Below are 19,740 nucleotides of genomic sequence, written 5' to 3'. Positions count from 1 at the left end.
CGCCGACCCGCAGGACCGGGCGGCACCGGGTTCGCCCTCTACACCCCTGCGGCGGCGCGTCGGCCGAGGCCGCCTCCCCCGGACCAGGGCTACTTGGATGGGGGTGTCGGGAGGCGGTCCGGCCGGCCGTGGCGGTCCGCCCGACCGCGTCCTGTTGCGCACCGTGGCCGGACACACCGGTCGCGGTGACCTCGGATGGTCATTCCGGGCGCGGTGCATGCGGTGTCGTCGCGGTGGAGGCGGAACCGCCTCCCGCGTAGGCGATGTTCGGCCGCGGCGGCTGGGCCATGCCGGCTCCGAGGAAGTAGTCGACGTGGTGGGACTGCATGTAGCCCTTGAAGGTCATGGCGTTTCGGTAGGCGGGGTTGTGGGCCGGTGTGTACAGCCGGGTGGTCGTCGGCTGGTTCGTGGTGAAGATGATCAGTTCGTTGTAGGAGGCGTTGGTGTACACGGCCTCTTCGCGCCAGTCGCCGAGGATGTCGCCGACGAGGGTGGGACCGCCCTGGGCGGCTGTGACCGCGCCGTGGTTCCAGGTGCTGACCAGCCGGGGCAGGCTGCCGCTCGCCGTCGGCTTCAGCGGGTCCCACTTCTCGATCTTGCCGTCGTTGAGCAGTTCCATGGTGAGGTCGCCGTCCCACCACAGGCCCAGCTGCGGCCACGGGCGCAGCGAGGTGTTCGGTTCGGTGAGCCTGTTGGAGGACGCGTTGTACAGGCCCGAGAAGGACCAGACCTCCATGCCGGGGAAACGTGGGTCGACGTCGCCGGCCATGCCGCGTCCGACGTCGGCGGGGCCGCCGTTGTGCTTCCAGATGACGGAGCCGCTCGCGGCGTCGTAGGAGTACTCGAGCAGGCCGCTCGGGTTGTCCTGCTGCACGCCGTAGCCCTCCAGGCCGGGACGGCCGGGATCCATGTCGGCGAGGTGGAAGCGGTCGCCGTGGATGATGCCCTGGGGTCCCATCGAGTAGCGCAGGGAGCCGTCGCCGTTGAGGACGAACCCGATCTCGGCGACCTCGTCCGTCCCGTCCCCGTTGACGTCGATGGCGCGGGTGTTGTGCCCGTCGGGTGCGTCCTGACCGCCGCGCAGCCACGTCCACTCATGCCTCAGGGCACTGCCGGTGAACCGCCAGGCGGCCATCAACAGGTTGAAGGCCCCGTCGTCGCGGCGGTTCTTCATGTAGGCGACCAGACTCGGCGTGGTGCCGTTGAGATACGCCACCCCTAGACGCGCGCCCATCGGACCGTCGCCCAGGTAAGTGGTCGGTATCGCGGCCCAGTTGCGGAGCGCTCCGGTCCGGCCGTCGAGGACGGCCATGAACTGGCGCGCGTCGTCCGCGTGCGTCCAGGTCGCCCCGTCGCCGAACCTGACGCCGTCGGCGATCTTCAGGGCTACCTCGGCACGGCCGTCGCTGTCGAAGTCGTAGACCGTGACGCCGTCCCAGTGGCCCACGTCGATCGCGGACGACCCCGGTTCGATGTTGTCCTGGTTCTGGCTGTTCGGCCCCATGTCGACCTCCCAGAGGAACTGCCCGCGGCTGCTGTACGCCTCGAGCTTCTGGGGGGAGGTCTGCCGGTCCAGCACGTAGTCGTACTCGCCGTCTCCGTCGAGGTCGCCGACCCAGACGAACTTCACCGGACCGCCGGAACGCAACGGTACGCGGACCACGGGCTCCGTGGCGTGATCGGCAGTCAAGGTGAAGGCCCCGCTGGGCGTCTGCTCCTGCCCGCCCACCACCGGAGCCACGCGGTAGCTGTTGGACCGCGTCAGGTCGGCTGTGGAGTCCGTGTAGTTGGTCCCGCCCGTCAGGACGCTCGCGTTGAGTTTGACGTACGTGCCGCCGCCGGTCGACCGGTACACGTTGAACCCGATGCCCTCCGGGTCGAGTCCCAGCAGTCGCCAGGAGACCAGTACCTGGGTGCCGCCGGAGCGCACCGCCACGACCCCGCGCCCGAGGTTCTCCATCACGCGCGCGGCCCGAATCGGGGCATCGCCGGCCACGGCTGTGGTCGTACCGGGCGAGGCGAGGCTCGTCGGCACGGTGGCCAGCGCGGCGCAGACAGCCAGGACCGCCGAGATGCCGAGGGGCCTCCGGCAGGCCACCCACGACCATAACGTCATGCGCATGACAATCTCCTGTGGCTCGCGGATGTGGTGCGGGGAGTGCGGCCTGGGCGTCCGGTCTGGGCCGGAACGGAAACCCTGAAGGGTTAAACCGTTTACACGCTTGCGATGGAAGCACTGCGACAAGTGCGCGTCAAGGTCGCTGGACTGACAACATCCTTGGAGTTCAACGGCGTTTCCGCCCCTGATCGCACACTCGGCCGTCGAGTGGAAACGCTTCCAAAAGGGTGTGGGACGCCGGAGGCCCTTTTCCGGACCAGGAAAGTGATTGCGGGGCTGTCGCAGGCCGGGTCACCCGGCGCGCTCGTATGACAGCCGGCCGCGGCCGGTGTGGGGCAGAGGGCACGGCTGCGGGGGTGTGCGGAGGTCTTGTCGTCGCGACGGTTGACCATGATTGGGAGTGACCGGGCAGTTCTCTGCCGTGGACGAGTTGTTGACCGGGCGGGAGAACCTTCGGCTGATGACCGCCCGAGTCGTTGTTCGGGCCGGGGCCGCGCATGGTGGGTCAGCAGGGCCTCCTGACCGCCCGCTGGTTCGAAGCCGCGGTCGAGGTGCCGGGGTCCGCACCGTCAGGCGCGTCCGTCGGCGTCAACGTCGGCACATCGCGGCAGCACACTCGCTGCGGGCTGCCGGATCACTTGCCGATGCGCAGTGCCTCTCTGAGGAACACACTGGCGTAGCTCGGGGTGCCCTGGGTCGTGATCACCTCGATACCGGCGCGCACGTGCCGGTCCTCCGTGGCCTCGCGCAGCAGCACGTCTGCCAGGTCGGCGCGGGAGGTGAACATGCCGGGCAGTCTCTGTGGCTCGACGGCGATGCGGTAGTCCGTGACGGTCGTGGCGTCGAACAACCCCGACGGGCGAGCGATCGTCCAGTCGAGATCGGTGGCCCGCACGATCGCCTCCATGCGGCGCGCGTCCTCGTACAGCGGGCGCCCCATCGACATCAGGATCGGCCCGACCACCTTGCGGAAGAAGAACCTCTCCTGAGGAGCCAGTTCCGGGTGTACGCCGATCGAGGTCACGCACACCAGCCGCCGCAGCCCGTGCCTGCTCATCGCCGCCACGATGTTGCGCGCACTCCGCGAGAAGACCGTGACCGGCTCCCGGGTGTACGGGACGCCAAGGGTCGAGACGACGCGGTGATGCCCGGCCACCACCTCGTCCACCGCTACCGGGTTCAGCGCATCCGCACCCGCCACCCGCAGCCGTAAGTCCTCGATCGGGAAGGCGTCGGGCCGCCGTGTCACGGCTGTCACCGTGTGGCCCTCGGCGAGTGCCTGCTGGGTGACGAGCCGTCCGGTGGGGCCGTTCGCCCCGAAAACCACGAGCTTCATGCGCTGCTTCCTCGCCATCGTCACTTGATAGGGTCAAGAACGTCATTCCATTCACTGGAACGATGTTCTAGTCCAGCTCCAGGAGCATACATGTCAGATCTGCCGGGGATCGTCCGCCTCCGTGATCGACGCGAGGCGCTCACGCTGCGCACGATCCTCGCCGGTGCGCGCAGGCTGTTCGCCGAACAGGGCTACGCCCGCACATCGATCCGCGCCATCGCGAAGGAAGCCGGCGTCTCGCCCCAGACCCTCTACACACACTTCGGTTCCAAGGCCGGTGTCCTCACCGGACTGGTCGATCTGATGGACGAGGAGGCCGAGCTCCCGGACCTGATGGCTGAGGCGGCGCAGATGTCGGACCCGGTCGAGCTGCTCGGGCTGCTGGCCAGGGCCAGCCGCCAGGTCCGGGAACGGTGTGGCGACATCCTCACCATGCTGAGCTCCGGCGCCGCGGTCGCCCCGGACATCGCGGCCACTCAGGCAGAAGGGGTGCGACGAAACAGGCTCGGTGTCGACATGGTCATCGAGCGTGTCCGCAGCAGTGGCCGCGGCGTCCATCCCCAGGCCGCGGACATCGCCGTCGCCCTGATGAGCGCAGGCGTCCACGACAGCCTCGTCGTGGGCTCCGGCTGGTCCCACGATGCCTACGAAGCATGGCTCAAGCGCACACTCGTCACCGCGGTGCTGCTCGACGGGGAATCGAACGCCTGGTGAAACAGGGCAGGATCGAAACAAGCCCGGAAACCAACCGTGGCCGCACGTCCTCGGCTCGTCCAGGCCTCGCGCCGGTGCGCCGGTTGGCGGTGCCCGTCACTGTGGCTGAATATCGTGCTCCTGGTCTCCGGCGGGGTCGTGCGGTTGACCGACTCCGGGCTGGGCTGCCCGACCTGGCCACGGTGCAGCGCTCCCCGACGCACCGCGGCTGTTGCTTCTCCTGCGATCCGCCCAGGCGCTCGCTGTACAGGCGCGCGTTCTTTGACCGTCTGCGACGGCGTAGTCGTTGTCCGGAACAGTCCCACGGCCGACGGCATCGCCCGCAGTGAACCGTGTAACCGTACGGGACGTACTCCTGACCGATCCGGCGTGATCGCGACCATCCGGCTCGGGCGTGTGAGCGCGGAGCTGAGGTCGGCCGTATCGACGGTACGGAACAGGGAGGTGACCGGTTCATGCATGGTGTTCCCGTGGCGAATGCTCCGTTCCGCGGAGGAGAGCGCATGACGCCCGGAGAGGATTACGTCTCCGAGCGGGCCGAGCCCAGGGATGAGGAACGAGGAGACGCGGCGGTCTCGGTCGAGGAACTGCTGATGCTGCACGGCCAATCCGTCCTGGACTACGCGGCGTTGTGCACCGGGCCGAGCCCGGGCGCCGCGGAGCGGCTCGCCGGGCAGGCCTTCCGGAACACCTACGGCGACGCGGCGTCGCATGCCGGCGCCGACTTCCCGTGGCGCCCGCGGCTGCTCGCGGCAGTCCTTGGGGCCGCTCGGGAGTGGAGCGTGGACGAGAGGTGCTCGTCCCTCCACCCGGACCTGCGGGACGGCGGAACCGGTGACGTGGGCCGGTCGGCGCCCGGCACGCACCGCAGGAGCGGCGACAGAAGCCTGCTCCTGCACGCCTTCCGGAACCTGCCGGACCGCGCTCACGCACTGCTGTGGCACACCGCGGTCGAGGCCGAGGACATCGCGGCGGTGGCGTCCATGCTCGGCGCTGAACCCTCCCTGCTGAATCCCGAGCGCGCCCGCACCCTGCTACGCGACGCGTGCGTGCGGGGCCACCTCGACCTCGCGCCCGACGAACGCTGCCGCCGCCTCAACCGGCTCATCGACGTCCATGCCCGCCGTGGGTCCGGCGAGATGATGGCGGAGGTGCGTGAACACCTCGATGGCTGCGCCTACTGCGGGGCGGCGGTGGACCAGCTCGACCAGTCCCCGGACCGGCTCCCCGCCCTGCTCGCCGAGGCCGTACTCGGATTCCGCGCGGCGGACTACGTCGCGACCCGGACCGCCCGCCGGACGATCGCGTCGGCTCACGCGCGTTCGGAGCCGGCCCCGCAGCCCGCGCGCGCCGAGGACCGGCAGACGGCTGGGGGCGACCCCGCACTGCGGTGGCGCCGGTGGCCGCTGCTCGTCGCCATGGGCGTGGTCCTGTGCGGGGTGATCGCGGCGACGCCCGTGGCCCTCAGCGGAACCGAGGACGACCGCCAGGCGGTGGGCGGTCCGACGCCCGGTCCGACCCGGAGCCCGTCCGACTCCGCCCCCGGACCGTCCGCCGTCACTCGGTCGCCCGGCGCCACCGCCGCGCCCGGCGGCAGCGACGCCCTGGTCACGCGGCTGCGCAACGTGAGGACCGGACTGTGCCTCGACTTGCGCGCTTCGGCGCAGCTGGAGGGTACGCCCGCGGTGACGGCCGAGTGCGGGGGATCGGCGACCCAGCTGTGGCGGTTGGAGGACGGGGGACGGATGCGGAACCAGTCGGCCCCCGGGCTGTGTCTGAACGCCGAGCCGCAGGGCACTCTCGCCCTGCGGCCGTGTGCCGACCCGGGGGACCCGGACGGCGAGCAGGCCGGCGACACGCGGTACGACCTGGCGGCCGACGGCCTCTTCACCCTCGTCGCGGAGCCCGGAGTGGCCTTGACGCCCGTTCGCCGGGCCGTGGGGGCGATCATCCTCCTGGAGCCCGTCCCGCAGGACAGGATCCGCAGGTCCCAGCGCTGGCGCACCGACGAGGCCACCGACCGCATCGCCTCGCCGTCACGGATCGGCCTGGAGTCTTCGTCCGCCGGATGAGGGCCGCCGTCACCCTGCGGGCCCGTGGGTCGCTCGGGTTCGGAGACGAACGTAGAGCGGCTGTCACTGAAGTCCCAAGAGAATCACGCAAGTTTACTCGTCGCCCGGTTCGCCCGTGCCGGGACCGTGGCGTCGTGGTCCCCGCCGTTCGACATCCGGTCCCTGTCTCCGGGATGGTCCGGGGACCGTCCCCACCTGTCGGGAGGCCCGGCCCCCACACGGTTCCCGAAGCCACCGGAGGCGATGCCGGTTCTGCGAGGCGGTGGGGTCAGTGCGTTGGCAGCGGAGGTCGGGCCCGGTGAAGCGGATCGCGGCGCACATGCCGGACACGCGAGACAGGACGCGGGCGCCGACCTCGTCGCGCGGTGCCGGCCGGCGAGGTCCGGTGCCAGGTCGCGGACGGGCGGCTAGCTCGGGACGAGGTTCGCGTCGGGCATGCCGGGGGTGGCCACCGGTGCGCGTCGGTCATGAGATCGCTTCCACCGTCAGCCGCCGGGCACGGCGGTCGCGTTGGGCGATCGGATCGGGGACGGGGGCGGCTGCCACCAGGCGCCGGGTGTACTCGTGCTGCGGCTGGTCGCACACGTCGGTGCTGCGTCCCTCCTCGACGATGCGTCCCTGTTGCAGCACCAGCGTGCGCGCCGCGAACTCCTTGACGACAGCGAGGTCGTGCGTGATGAACAGATACGCGCACCCGAGCGTGTCCTGGAGTTCGGAGAGGAGATCCAGAGCGGCGGCCTGGGTGGTGACGTCGAGGGCGCTGGTGGGCTCGTCGCAGATGATGAGCTTGGGCTGTCGGGCGACTGCCCGGGCGATGGCGATGCGTTGGCGCTGACCTCCGCTGAACTGTGCCGGGTACCGGTCGGCCGCGTCCTCCGGCAGACCCACGCGGCGAAGCAGATCACCGATGTGATCGCGGACTTCGCCGCGTGAGCGGGTCGAACCGGCGAGCAGGGGTTCGGCCAGCGTCCGGCCCACGGGCAGCGCCGGGTTGAGGGATCCGTACGGATTCTGGAAGATCGCCTGGAGATCGGACGACAGCAGTCGGCGGGCACGGCCGGTGAGATGTGTGATGTCCCGCCCGTCGAGCAGCACGCGTCCGTCGCTGACCGGGGTCAGTCCCAGCACCGCTCTGCCGATGGTGGTCTTGCCCGAGCCGGACTCGCCCACGAGGGCGACCGTCTCGGCGTGACCGACCTCGAGCGACACGCTCTTGATGACGGTGGTCGGGGGCTTGCGGAAGCCACGGGTCGGGTAGCGGACCGCGAGGCCGTCCAACTGGAGTACGGGTGTTCCGCTCACGCGACCCTCCCTTCGGTTCGTGCGATGCTGGGCGTGCTTGCGATCAGCTTCTTCGTGTACGGGTGCCGGGGCCGGTAGAAGATGTCCTCGACCGGGCCCTCTTCGACGATCCGGCCGTGCTCCATCACGATCGCGCGGTCGCAGCTGTCGGCCACCACCCCCAGGTCGTGGGTGATCAGGATGATCGCCATGCCGTGCTCGTCGCGCAGCGACCGCAGCAGGTCCAGGATTCCCGCCTGAACCGTCACGTCCAGTGCCGTGGTGGGTTCGTCGGCGATCAGCACCTTCGGTGACCCGGCCAGTGCCATGGCGATGACGACGCGCTGGAGCATGCCGCCGGAGAGTTCGTGCGGGTGCCGGCGTACGACGTCGTCCGGATCGCGCAGGTGGACGCTGGTCAGCAACTCGCGGGTCCGCCGCCGTACGGCGTCCTTGCCGCCCGGCACGCCACCGGTGCGCCGGATGACCTCGGCCAACTGGGAGCCGATGGTGAAGTACGGGTCGAGAGCCACCATGGGTTCCTGTGACACCAGGGCGATCTCGCTGCCGCGGACCCGCTGCAGTTCCCGTTCCGGCAGGCCGGTGATCCGGGTACCGTCCAGCCAGGCGGAGCCACCTGTCACGGCCCCGTTCGGGGGAAGCAGCCCGAGCAGCGACAGCCCCGTCACGGTCTTTCCGCTGCCGGATTCGCCCACGAGACCGAAGATCTCACCGGGGCGCACGGTGAAGCCGATGGAGTCGACGACGTTGCGTGGCCCTTGTGCGGTGGCGAAGGCGATCGAGTAGTCGCGCACGGCGAGTACCGCTCCGGCCGACGGTGTGTCCGACGGCTCGGTGGCGTCCTGGGGGGCGGCTACGGGAACCGGCCGCCGCAGCCGGCCACCGGTGGCCTGCCGACGGTCCTGTTCGAGGTCGCGCAGCCCGTCGCCCACCAGCCCGAAGGAGAGGGACATGAGGCCGATCACGCCACCGGAGACGAACAGCAGGTACGAGTCCTGCTGCATGATCTGCGCGGCGTCTCCGACCATGCCGCCCCAGCTCGGGGCGGGCGCCGGGGTGGCCAGTCCGAGGAATCCCAGGCCGGTCTGGATGGCGAGGGCGGTGCCCGAGAAGAGGAAGACCGGGACCAGCAACTGACCTGTCAACCGGGGGAGAATATGTCGTGCCATGATCCGTACCGGGCCGAGCCCGGACACCCTGGCGGCGTCCACGAACAGTTCCTCGCGCAGCGCGAGGCATGAGCTGCGGATGATCCGGGCGAGGCCCGCGGAGGCGAAGAAGCCGAGCGTGAGCATGGCGGCGACGTTGCTCTGGTAGAAGATCGCTAGGACGGCGAGCGTGATGATGACCGCAGGAACCGAGAGCATGATGTCCAGCACGGCGACGATGACCCGGTCGGTCCAGCCGCGCAGGTAACCGGCCAGCATGCCCAGCGACATGCCGCAAACGGCGTAGACGAGTACGGCCAGCCCCACCCCGATCAGGGTCGGCCGTCCGCCGTGGAGCAGCCGGCTCAGGACGTCGCGGCCGAGGGCGTCGGTGCCCAGAGGATGGTCCGCCGACGGACCGGTCAGTGTGTGGAGCAGGTCCTGCGCCAGCGGCGGGTGCGATGCCAGCAGCGGGGCGAGGATCACGGCGACAGTGACCGCCAGGACCACGGCGAGCGCTGCGGCGGCGACAGGACGGTGCCATAGTCCGGCGAAGGGGTTGATCCTCGCCCGCGCTCGCGCCCTCGGGGGCGGCTCGACAGTGGTCATTCCGTACGTACCTTCGGGTTGAGGAGGCTGTAGAGGATGTCGACGAGAAGGTTCACCACGATCACCATGACCGTGAAGGTGATGGTGAGACCCTGTACGACCGGCAGATCGTGCTGATTGGTCGCTTCCACGACCGTGGTGCCGAGACCGGGCAGGGTGAAGACGTTCTCGATGAGGATCGTGCCGGGGATGAACGTGATCATCATGAGGCCGATCGTGGTCACCACCGGCAGTCCGCAGGCCCGCAGGGCGTGCTTCCAGACGATCGATGAAGGCCGGATGCCGGAGGCCCGCAGCGTTCTGATGTGGTCGAGGCCGAGGGTGGACAGCATCGCGTCGCGAGTGACCTTGGAGATGAAGGCGACACCACCGATCGAGAGAGCGACCACGGGCAGGACGAGGCCGGCTGCCCATTGCCCCGGCGACTCGGCGAACGGGGTGTATCCGGTGGCGGGGAAGAGCGCGAACTTGACGGCGAACACCGCGACGAGCAGCAGTGCGATCCAGAAGTTGGGCACCGCGCTGCCCAGCAGGGACACGATGTCGAACAGCTTGCGGCTGAACCGGCCGCGCGTCGCGCTGTACACGCCGAGCACGACACCGACCAGGCTCGCGAGCACGGTCCCCCCGATCACCAGCGCCAGGGTGACCGGCAGGCGTTGCCCGATCAGCCCCAGCACGGATTCGCCGGTGAACAGCGAGTCGCCGAGGTCACCGTGCAGGACGTCGCGGAGGTACAGCCAGTACTGCACGGCGACCGGCTGGTCGAGATGCATCGCGGCCTGCAGCGCGTCGTACTGCTCCTGCGTCGCGTTGATCCCGAGCACCGTTCGTGCCGGATCTCCCGGCACGAACGACTCGAGGAGGAAGGTGATCGCCGAGACGATCACAAGGAGCGGGATGGACAGCGCCAGCCTGCGGAGAATGATGGGAAACATCGGCCCTCGTCAGCGGGTGGTCCACGTGGTGTTCGAGATCAGCTGGGCGCCGCCCTCCGGGAACCGCACCCCTTGAAGCTTGGTGTTGTACAGGACGATCGTGTCGGCACCGGACACCGGCAGTGCGAGCGCCTTCCGCACGATCACATCGGTGAGATCCTTCGCTGCCGCCCCGCCGGCCTTCGCGTCCGACTTGGCGAGCCGGGCGTAGGCGGCATCGACGTCCGGGTCGGTCACGCCGAAGAGGTTCATGATGCCCGTCTTGGTGAAGCCCGCCTGCTGTGCGTAGAAGTTGGGCTCGCCACCCGTGCCGGGTGACAGCACGGTGGCCGCGTACTTCTTCGTGAGCAGGTCGTTGATCCAGGCGCCGAAGTTCGTGGCGGCCCTCAGCTTCAGCTTGACACCCACCTCGGCGAGCTGGGCCTGCACCGCCTGGACCATCTTGGTCGTCGAGGGGTCGAACGACCCGTAGTTCACCGGGATGGTCAGTCCCTTCCCGTAGCCCGCCGCCTTCAGCAGCTTCTTGGCCTTGGCCGGGTCGTAGGGGTACATCTTCTCGGCCGCGGCGCTGTAGCCGTCGTAGCCGGGCATCGCCGGCTGGGAGACCGGTGTGCCGAAGTCGCCGTAGACCGCCTTCGTGATCGCGGCACGATCGATGGCGTGGTTCAGCGCCTGCCGGACCCGCTCATCCGCCAGCCCCTTGACGACGGTGCCGTCACGGTCCAGGAGGAACAGACCCGCCCAGGTGGTGGGCTTCTTGACCGTGGTGAGCGACTTGTTGCCCGCGATGGTCGGCGCCACGTCGGGAGTGCCGAACATGAGGTCGATCTGCCCGGACTTCAGGGCCTGCACCTGTGAGTTGACGTTCGGCATCACCCGGACGGTGATCTTCTTGAAGTGGACGGCGGCCTTGTCATAGAAGTTCTTGTTCGGAACGTAGACGTAGTGGTCACCGGAGACCGACTGTTGGGGGCTGTACACGTACGGCCCGGCGCCGAAGGTCGCGGAGGCCAGCTTTTTCGGGTTCTTCAGCCCGGCCGGGCTGATGATGGCGCCGCCCATGTACGAGGGCGTGAACAGGGTGCCCATGTCGGGGTTGGGCGTCGGGCTGCTGATCACCACGGTCGAACTGTCCGGTGTGGAGAAGGTCAGGGGACGGTAGTAGGCGACGGTGGGTCCGCTGCCCTTCTGGAAGTACTTGAACGAGGTGACGACGTCGGCGGCGGTGATCGGGGTGCCGTCGGCGAACTTCACGCCCTTGCGCAGGTGGAGCTCGAACTTGGTGTTCTTCGTGCCGACGTAGCCCCACTTGTCGGCCAGCCCGGCCCCCAGGGTGCCGTCGGCCTTGCGGGTCAGCAGGGTCGCGTAGGCGGGATCCATGTAGTTCAGGAAGGGCCCGACGGCGATCTGGGCGGGGTCCAGGCTGTTGGGCGCCGAGGACAGGGCGATGGTCAGGTTCGCCGGGCCGGCGCCGGCGTCGCTGTCGCCGCTGGTCTGTCCGCCGCCGCAGGCGGCGAGCGCGAGCGACGCCACGACGCCGATCGAGGCCTGGAGTGCGGTTCTTCTCTTCATTGAGGGTCTCCGAGGTAGGGCAGGGTGATCAGAGGGAGCGGATCACGCGGCTCGCGAAGGGACGGCGAGGCGGACGGCAGGAAAGGAGTGTTTGCAAGTGTTCAGCAGGAGGCCAAGCGAGAACTGCCGCTGAAGCGGCTGGCGAATGATCCGGTGGCCGGACGGAACGCGTGAGCGGGCACGCGGCGCCGGGCCGGTTTCGGTGCGTCAGGCCGGCGGCAACCGGTGAGGGCGCGTGAGGTTGTCACAGCGTCCAGCGGATCGCCCGCGAACGAACCGGGCCCCCTTGAGGTCTTCCGGAGGATCACTCCGTCTCGTGGGTTCCGCAGGCCGTCTGCTTCAATGTCGGCGACCGGATGAGTCGGTACGGTGTCCCATCGCGCAACCTCGCATCATGGCTACTTTCCAGTAGCTATAACGTGTCGCTAACACGTTATAGTGGATGTCCGTAAACTAACTGTGTCTCCTGCGTTGCGCAAGAGGTTCGTGGAAGGTGGTCGTCGATGGCGCCGCGAAGCGGGAGAGTGACGAGTGCGGACGTGGCTCGGGAGGCCGGTGTGTCGCGGGCCACGGTGAGCTTCGTCCTCAACAACACCCAACATCAGAAGATCACCGACGCGACGCGACAGCGGGTCCTGGCGGCGGCCGAGAAACTCGGCTACGCCCCGTCGGCCGCGGCGCGCACCCTCCGGTACGGGCGTTCCGACGTGGTGCTCGGCCTGCTGCCCGACTGGCCGCTCGGCTATGCGGCGGGCCAGCTCATCCAGGAGCTGACGCTTGCGTTCGCGAAGCGCAATCTCACCTTCGTCGTTCACTCCGGTATCCGGGGCGCCCGCTCGCTGAGCGAGATCTGGAAGGCCCTCACACCGGCCGCCGTCCTGTCCTTCGAGCCGTTCTCCGAACCCGACGCGGCGGCGATGCGGGCCGTGGGCATCGAGGTGGTCGCCGCCCTGTACGACGGCCAAGGGCTCGGGTCGGACGAGAGCATCACCAGCGCGAACGCGATCGGTGCCGCGCAGGCCCGCCACCTGGCCGCCTCCCACCGACGACTGGGATACGCGTATCCGGACGACGAGCGTGTCGCCGTCTTCGCCAGGCCGCGCCTCGACGGTGTCCGCAAGGTGTGCGCCGAACTGGGGCTGCCCGAACCCGACGTCCGGACCATTCCGCTGACACCGAGGGACGCCGCCGACGCCGTGCGGTCCTGGCTCGCCGCCGATCCCCGAGTGACCGGCATCTGCGCGTTCAACGACGATGTGGCCATGAGCGTGCTGGCCGGTCTGCGCCACCTCGGCCTCGAAGCCCCTCGGGACATGGCGGTGATCGGCGTCGACAACAGCCCTGCCGCGGCGGTGTCCCATCCGCCGTTGACCAGCGTCGTCCAGGACCTCCCCGGGATCGCCGAGCTGTACGCGGACTCGGTGTGGGCCGCGCTCGACGGCGCGCCCGCCTCCCCGAACCGGGTGGAACCGCACATCCGGCTGGAGGTGCGCGACTCGGCGTGACGGCCTGAGCCGTCGCGGCTCAGGCCCGCCGCAGGCGTGGTCGGCAATGGCAGGGTCCGCCGCCGGCCACCGCGGTTTCGACGTGCCCGTAGGTACGCCTGCTGTCCCTGCCCAGACGCCACGGAAGGCGGCCATGATGCCCCTCGACCCCTATCTCGCGGAGAGGCTGCACCTCGTCTCCGGCCTCACGTTCGCCGATCTCGCCGACCCGGGCGCCCTGTCGCGGTTCGGCGAGTTCATGCGGGACCCGAAGGAATGGACCCAGCCCGACGTCGTGGTGGACAACCGTGAGACAGCCGGTCCTCATGGCCCGGTGCCGGTCAGGACGTACACCCCCCGGCACCCCGGTTCCACGGCCGTCCTGTGGGTGCACGGCGGCGGTTTCCTCGGCGGCGACCTCGACATGCCCGAGGCACACGTCGTCGCGGCCGAACTGGCGGCGCGGGCCGGGGCCGTGGTGGTCTCCGTCGACTACAGGTTGGCCAACGGCGGCGTCCACTACCCGGTCCCGGTGGACGACGTGTGCGCCGCGTGGCGGTGGCTCAGGACCGAGCTGGCAGCCGACGCCGAGGTCGTGGCTCTCGGCGGGGCGAGCGCGGGCGCGGCGCTGGCCCTTGCCGCAGCCCTCCGGGACCGTGACGAGGCACTGCGGCCGGCCGATCTCCTCCTGCTCGCCTACCCGTTCGCGCACTTCCCCGTCCCGGCTCTCGAGACCGCCACAGCCGCCGACATGACGGCCCTGCCCCCGACGATGCGGTTCACCACGGCGGACATCGAGTTCATGGTGCGGAACTACGTCGGCCGCCTCACCGACCTCCCGCGCGACGCACTGCCCGGCGCGGCCCCGCTGCACGGCCTCCCGCCGGTTCACGTGCTGGTCTCCGAATACGACGACCTCCGGCCGTCGGCCGAACTCCTGGCACGGCAGTTGACGGCATCCGAGGTCGAGGTCAGGACCTATCTGGCCGCCGGTATGCCGCACGGCCACCTCAACCGGACCCCGGCTCTCGCCGAGGTCGACCGCTCACTCGACTTCTTCGCCGACGCCCTGCGGTGAGGCGGCGCGGCGGCGCTGACCTGAACGGTTGGGCGAGCTGCGCCATGCGGTACGCGCTGCATGGCGCATGGGAGGGAGCGGCCCGCTGCGTGTCAGGGAGCAGCGGGCCGCCGTCTGTGAGCCCCGTTTCCGGGACCGGGGGTGAGGAGATCCGAGGCCGACAGGCTCCGGTTACGCCTCGCTCATCCTCATGAGCCGCTCCAGCGTCTCGTCCGGAATCGGCTTGGGGAGGAACCCGAGGAACTGACGCATCGCCATGGACGACAATCCGCCAGGCGCAGCGCGCCTTCGTTCCCCTCCAGGACCTCGTCGGACTGTTCCGAGCTGAGCCCGGACGTCATCGCCACGGTGAGGGCAGGGCCGACGGCGGGGTGAGCGAACCACTCGCCGGCGGTTGAGCCGAGGGTGAGCGGTCGCCACACACTGTCGCCCTTCAGGGAGCAGTGCGGTCTTCTCGGCGAGGCCAGTTCGGCTGCGCGGTGATCGTGGGGGGTCGCCATCGTGCGGATCCTTGGGTGGGTGGCGGTCAGGAACGGGTGACCGGACGCAGGGACACGAGGTGGCTGCCGGATCCGAGTCGGTCGATGGCCTCCGCACCGCGCCAGCCCTCGGGAGCGCTGAACCGTCCGGTGGTGCCGGGCGGCAGAACGGCCTTCACCGTGAGGGCGTCGTCACCGATCGACCACGCGACGGACGCGGTGCCGTACGGAGTGGCGATCGAGGCCTCGGCGGACGTGAGTGTGCCTCCGGGGCGGGGAGCGATCTCGATCGTGCGATAGCCGGGATCGACGGGGCGCAGACCTGCGACAGACCGGTAGAGCCACGCGGCGACCGCGCCGTAGGCGTAGTGGTTGAACGACAGCATCGTGCCCGCCTTCTCGACGTCGATGGTGCCGTCGGGGCGTATCGCGTCCCACCGCTCCCACATGGTGGTGGCGCCCTGGGCGACCTGGTACAGCCAGCCCGGACACTCGGGGTTGAGCAGCAACTCGTACGCCTCGGCCGTGTGGCCCGTGCTGCTGAGGGCGGGCAGCACGAACGGTGTGCCCAGGAACCCCGTGGCGATACGTCCGCCGTTGGCGCGCACCAGACTCGCGAGGGCCTTGCCCACGTCGGCGCGCTCGGTGGCCGGCGCGATGCCGAATTCCAGGGCGAGCGCGCAGCCCGTCTGCGTGGTGCGGGCGTGGTCGCCCCACTCGCGCCAGGCGGCCTCGGCGGTGCGCCGGTGCAGGGCCGCGTACCGGTCGACATCGTCCGCGTGGCCCAGTTCACGGGCCGCGTCGGCGAGCAGACGGGCGCTGTGCGCGACGAAGGCGGTGGCGACATAGGCGGAGTCGGTGGTGGCACGGGCCGGGTCCTCGGGTGGCGCGGCCGGGTCGAGCCAGTCACCGAGCTGGGCGTTGCCGCTCCAGGTCCCGTCCTCGGCCAGATGATCGACGGTGAACTCGACCCAGGCGCGCATCGCCGCGTAGTGGCGGCCCAGCATGCCGGGCCGGCCGTAGGCGTCGAAGAGGGCGGCCGGTACGACGGTGGCGGCGTCGCCCCAGCCCGCAGCGGTACCGGCGAACGGCAGATCGGCCGGCGGCAGCTCGCCGAGCGGTACATCGGGGATCACCATCGGGACCGCGCCGTCCGGCCGCTGCTCGACACGGAGATCGGTGAGCCAGCTGTCGAGGAAGGCGGCGCTGTCGAAGGTGGCGCACGCGGTGGGGGCGAAGGCCATGATGTCCCCGGTCCAGCCGAGCCGTTCGTCGCGCTGCGGGCAGTCCGTGGGCACGGCGAGGAAGTTGCCGCGCTGGGAGCGTACGACGTTGGCGTACAGCGTGTTCACGCGCTCGTCGGAGCAGTGGAAATCGCCGATGCGACGCAGGTCGCTGGCCACCACGTCGACCTCGACCGCCTCGACGGTCACGCCAGGGGAGGTGACGATCTCGGCGTACCGGAAGCCGTGGAAGGTGAACTCCGGTCTCAGATCGGCCCTGTCCCCGGCCAAGGTGTACTGGTCGGTGGCGCGGGCGCCGCGCAGGATGCTCGTCAGCAGGCGGCCGTCGCCGTCGAGAACCTCGGCATGCCGGACGGTGACGGTGCTTCCCGGCGGGCCGTCGACGCGGAGCCTGAGCCAGCCGGTGATGTTCTCGCCCGCGTCGACGGCGATCGTGCCGTCGGGCAGGGTCTGTTGCTCGGGCCGGATGACCTGTACGACACGTACGGGTGGGTGCGCCCGCTGCGTCAGCCCTTGGGGGAGGGGGAGTGGGGTGACCGGTTCCCAGTCGTGGTCGACGAAGCCGGGCAGTTGCCAGCCGTCGGGCTCGTGGCGGAGGTCCCGTTCGCAGCCGTCGTACAGGTCCGCTGCCAGCAGGTCGCCGTAACCGCCTCTCCAGTGGTCGTCGGTGGCGACCATGACGCTGCTGCCGTCGGCCAGGGTGACTTCGAGCTGGGCGAGCACAGCCGTCGTGTCGCCGTAGACGTCGCGGTTCTTGTGCCAGGTGAGATGGCCGCGGTACCAGCCGTCACCGACCGCGGCGGAGAGGGCGTTCGGGCCGGGGACGAGGAGGCCGGTGACGTCGTAGGTGGCGTAGAGAAGTCGGTTGGGGTAGCTGGTCCAGCCCGGCTCCAGCAGCTCGTCGGAGACGGGACGGCCGTTGACCGCGGTGCGGTGCACGCCCAGTGAGGTCACGTACAGCCGCGCGGACACCGGCTCCGCCGGGAGGCTGAACTCCCGGCGGAGCAACGGCACGGGGCCGGGGGAGGTACGGCCCCGGTCACTGGGCAGATGGACGGGGCGGGCGACCCAGTCCGTGTCGTCGAGCAGCGCGGCCTCCACACGGGCCGGTTCACTCCATGCGGTCCACCCGAGGTCGGTGCGGACACGGACACGCCAGTACCGGACCTCGCGGCTGCTCAGCGGTTCGGCCGGCCACGGGTGATCGGTCACCACGTCGGACTCGACCTCGCCGCTGGACGCGGTGTCGCGGAAGGACCTCTCGGTCGACACCTGGATCTCGTAGGCGTGTTGCAGGACGTCCGGCCTGTCGCTCGTCAGTGACCACGACAGGCGGGGATCGGGGTACGGGGTGGCCACGAGACCGGAGTCGTCCGCGGTGTGCAGCCCGACGACCGACGTCGCGGTGTCCATCGCGTGGAGTGCCGTAAGGCTCGACGTCTTCATCGCTGGAGGTGCCTCCGGAGGAATCGCAGCGTGGACTGGTGCAGCGCGGTGCGGTGCGGGATGGAACCCCAGGCGTGATCCGCGCCCTCGACGATCTCCAGATCCGCGTTGCCGTTGTAGTGATCCAGGTAGCGGCGCACGTACTCGAGAGGTGCGACGTCGTCCTTGTCACCGTGCAGGATGTGGACCGGGCCGGTGTACACGCTGGACCGCCCGTAGACATCGAGACCGGCGATGTCCTCGACGAGGGCGGGGCTCATCCGGTGACCATCGGCGTCGATGTAGCCCTTCTCCGCGATCTCCGGTGCGAAACTGCGGCCTTTGAGGTAGCCCCTTCCGATCTCGAAGGGGGCGACGGCGGCCGGGGACCACAGGCACAGGGCGCTGATCCCGGGCTCTTCGGCTGCCGTGATGCCGGCGACCACGCCGCCCATGCTCATCCCGACCAGGCCGATCCGGTCGGGGTCGACGAAGTCGAGGGCCCGGACCGCCTGGAGGATCGCGCGGGTTTCGGCGATCTCGCCGGTGATGGTCACATCGAAGAAGTCGCCGTCGCTCTCCCCGTGGCCCGAGAGGTCGAACCGTACCGAGGCGATGCCGTTGTCGTGCAACAGCCGGGACATGGCGACGAAGTTCGGCAGTTCGATCCGGTTGGAGGTGAAGCCGTGGACGAACACCACGGTCGGACGGCGGGTTCCGGTCGGCCCTTCGGGGACGTGCAGCGTGGAGCGCAGCGTCAGGCCGTGGTGACGGAAGTCGTGATGGCGGATCAAGGAGCAGCCTTTACGGTGGTCTCGATTACGGGAGCGCTGCTCGGGCCGGCGGACTCCTCGGGCCGGGTGGCGTGGGGCAGGCGCGGCACCCAGACCAGGCCGATCACCGCCGCTACCAATGTGGCGCCGAGGAGCAGGCCGAAGAACAGCCCGGTGTGGCCCAGGGCGAAGGCCGGGGTGCCGAGCGCGGCAAGCCCGGCGATGGCCCGGGTGAAGGCCATGGTCACGCCGGTCGCGGTGGCCCGCAGCAGGGTGGGGAAGAGTTCCTGGGACCAGATCTTGTAGATGGACTCACCGGCGAAGGAGTTGCCGAGGCCGGAGACGAGCATGACGGCGACCAGGGTGAACCTGCCGGGTCCGAGCAGGGCCGGCAGTGCCCAGGCGATGACGATCAGGGCGGTGCCCGCGGCGAACCAGGCGTGCCTGGCCGGGCGGTCGACCACGCGCATGAACACCAGGCCGGCCACGAAGCCCACCGGAAGTCCGAGGAGGGTCAGCCGCGAGTACTGCGCGACCTCTCCCTCGGCCAGAGCGGTCCACAGGAACGTGCCGAACTGACCGAGGGTGTTCGCGCCGAGGTTCCAGGTGGCGTAGTAGAGCCCCGTCGCGAGCAGGGCGTAGAGGGTCGGCCCCCGGAAGAGATCGCGGATATGGCTGAACTGGATGGTCTCGGCGGCGTTCGTGTGTGCGTCGGCGGCCTGGCGAGCGGCGGCCCACTCGGCCGACTCGCGGAGGGTGAGGCGCAGGAGCAGCACGATGACCGCCACGGCCAGCAGGTGGGCGAAGAGGATGCGGCCGCCGAGCATGCCCTGCGCTCCCATGAAGGAGCTCAGCATCAGCACGGCCACGATGCCGGCGAGCCAGAGCATGCTGGAGAAGACCACCATGGTGCCCTTCTTGCCGGCCGGTGCTTCCTCGTTGACCAGTGCGAGCGACACCGGGAGGTCCGCGCCGATGGCCAGGCCCGTGACCACGACACCGGCGTACAGCAGAGCGGGGTCCGCCGCCACGAGGAGCAGCAGGACACCGACCGCGTAGAGGATCAGCGAGAGGGTGAAGACCGCCCTGCGGCCGAATCGGTCGCCCAGCCGGCCGCCGAACAGTGCGCCGACGGCGAAGGCCAGAGTCTGCAGTCCCAGCAGGGAGCCGATGGTCTCGGGGCTGAGTTGGAGGGGTGCGGCATAGTAGCCGGCGATGGCGATGCCCGACGTCACCAGAGCGGCGGCGTCCAGGTAGGAGGCCATGCCGGCGAGCGTCGCGGTCTTCCAGGGGTTGCTCGTGCTGTCTTTCAGGCCAGACATGGGTCCTCTTCGTTGACTACCGGAGACGGGGAGGGTGGGGGACCTGAAGCGTGGCACCTGGGGAGAGTTGCCGGATTCTGCTACAGAGCGTTACTTAATCGCGCCACTTAAACGTGTAGGTTGAC

At 69.8% G+C, this 19,740-nt stretch carries 14 protein-coding genes; 5 read left to right on the top strand and 9 right to left on the bottom strand.

Features of this window, described 5'->3' with window-relative positions; translation table 11 throughout:
- Positions 1-199: 199 nt before the first annotated feature.
- Positions 200-2,122, bottom strand: coding sequence for a rhamnogalacturonan lyase family protein (locus tag JIX55_RS03405; protein ID WP_257561714.1), 1,923 nt, complete (start codon positions 2,120-2,122; stop codon positions 200-202).
- A gap of 631 nt (positions 2,123-2,753) precedes the next feature.
- Positions 2,754-3,455 (bottom strand): NAD(P)-dependent oxidoreductase, encoded by a 702-nt coding sequence (locus JIX55_RS03400; protein ID WP_257561713.1) that lies wholly within the window; start codon positions 3,453-3,455, stop codon positions 2,754-2,756.
- 90 nt (positions 3,456-3,545) lie between these two features.
- Here JIX55_RS03400 and JIX55_RS03395 point away from each other — a divergent pair, with 90 nt between their 5' ends.
- From JIX55_RS03395 to JIX55_RS03385, 3 genes are read left to right on the top strand one after another with little or no spacing between them, the layout of a single operon-like run.
- Complete coding sequence (locus JIX55_RS03395) at positions 3,546-4,169, top strand: TetR/AcrR family transcriptional regulator (RefSeq protein WP_257561712.1); 624 nt, start codon at positions 3,546-3,548, stop codon at positions 4,167-4,169.
- Between the two features lie 36 nt (positions 4,170-4,205).
- Positions 4,206-4,676, top strand: coding sequence for a COX15/CtaA family protein (locus JIX55_RS51345; RefSeq protein WP_443046360.1), 471 nt, complete (start codon positions 4,206-4,208; stop codon positions 4,674-4,676).
- Entirely contained in the window at positions 4,673-6,241 is a 1,569-nt protein-coding gene (locus JIX55_RS03385) for an RICIN domain-containing protein (RefSeq protein WP_257561711.1), read from the top strand. The genes JIX55_RS51345 and JIX55_RS03385 overlap by 4 nt, the downstream gene beginning before the upstream one ends.
- Positions 6,242-6,706: 465 nt before the next feature.
- Here JIX55_RS03385 and JIX55_RS03380 read toward each other — a convergent pair whose 3' ends face one another.
- Genes JIX55_RS03380 through JIX55_RS03365 form a run of 4 tightly spaced genes read right to left on the bottom strand, consistent with a single transcriptional unit; the run spans position 6,707 to position 11,810 of the window.
- The gene (locus tag JIX55_RS03380; protein ID WP_257561710.1) at positions 6,707-7,543 is read right to left on the bottom strand and encodes an ABC transporter ATP-binding protein; all 837 of its coding nucleotides are present in this window, start codon (positions 7,541-7,543) and stop codon (positions 6,707-6,709) included.
- Complete coding sequence (locus tag JIX55_RS03375) at positions 7,540-9,300, bottom strand: dipeptide/oligopeptide/nickel ABC transporter permease/ATP-binding protein (RefSeq protein WP_257561709.1); 1,761 nt, start codon at positions 9,298-9,300, stop codon at positions 7,540-7,542. The genes JIX55_RS03380 and JIX55_RS03375 overlap by 4 nt, the downstream gene beginning before the upstream one ends.
- Positions 9,297-10,238 (bottom strand): ABC transporter permease, encoded by a 942-nt coding sequence (locus JIX55_RS03370; protein ID WP_257561708.1) that lies wholly within the window; start codon positions 10,236-10,238, stop codon positions 9,297-9,299. The genes JIX55_RS03375 and JIX55_RS03370 overlap by 4 nt, the downstream gene beginning before the upstream one ends.
- Before the next feature lie 9 nt (positions 10,239-10,247).
- On the bottom strand, positions 10,248-11,810 hold the full coding sequence (locus tag JIX55_RS03365; protein ID WP_257561707.1) for an ABC transporter substrate-binding protein: 1,563 nt from the start codon (positions 11,808-11,810) through the stop codon (positions 10,248-10,250).
- 503 nt (positions 11,811-12,313) lie between these two features.
- On the opposite strand from JIX55_RS03365, the gene JIX55_RS03360 reads away from it, so the two are divergent.
- Entirely contained in the window at positions 12,314-13,315 is a 1,002-nt protein-coding gene (locus JIX55_RS03360; RefSeq protein ID WP_257561706.1) for a LacI family DNA-binding transcriptional regulator, read from the top strand.
- 133 nt (positions 13,316-13,448) lie between these two features.
- Positions 13,449-14,372 carry an alpha/beta hydrolase fold domain-containing protein gene (locus tag JIX55_RS03355; RefSeq protein ID WP_257561705.1) on the top strand — a complete coding sequence of 308 codons (924 nt, stop codon included), beginning with the start codon at positions 13,449-13,451 and terminating at the stop codon, positions 14,370-14,372.
- 526 nt (positions 14,373-14,898) lie between these two features.
- Here the strand turns inward: JIX55_RS03355 and JIX55_RS03350 are convergent.
- Genes JIX55_RS03350 through JIX55_RS03340 form a run of 3 tightly spaced genes read right to left on the bottom strand, consistent with a single transcriptional unit; the run spans position 14,899 to position 19,615 of the window.
- Positions 14,899-17,508 (bottom strand): alpha-L-rhamnosidase, encoded by a 2,610-nt coding sequence (locus JIX55_RS03350; RefSeq protein WP_257561704.1) that lies wholly within the window; start codon positions 17,506-17,508, stop codon positions 14,899-14,901.
- A gap of 29 nt (positions 17,509-17,537) precedes the next feature.
- A complete protein-coding gene (locus JIX55_RS03345) occupies positions 17,538-18,314 on the bottom strand; it encodes an alpha/beta hydrolase family protein (RefSeq protein ID WP_257561703.1) in 777 nt (258 codons plus the stop codon).
- A complete protein-coding gene (locus tag JIX55_RS03340; protein ID WP_257561702.1) occupies positions 18,311-19,615 on the bottom strand; it encodes an MFS transporter in 1,305 nt (434 codons plus the stop codon). The genes JIX55_RS03345 and JIX55_RS03340 overlap by 4 nt, the downstream gene beginning before the upstream one ends.
- Positions 19,616-19,740 lie beyond the last annotated feature (125 nt).

It is taken from the genome of Streptomyces sp. DSM 40750 (genome assembly GCF_024612035.1).
GTDB lineage: Bacteria > Actinomycetota > Actinomycetes > Streptomycetales > Streptomycetaceae > Streptomyces.
The sequence above is the reverse complement of the archived record's forward strand: the minus strand, read 5'-3'. Positions and strand labels throughout refer to the sequence as shown.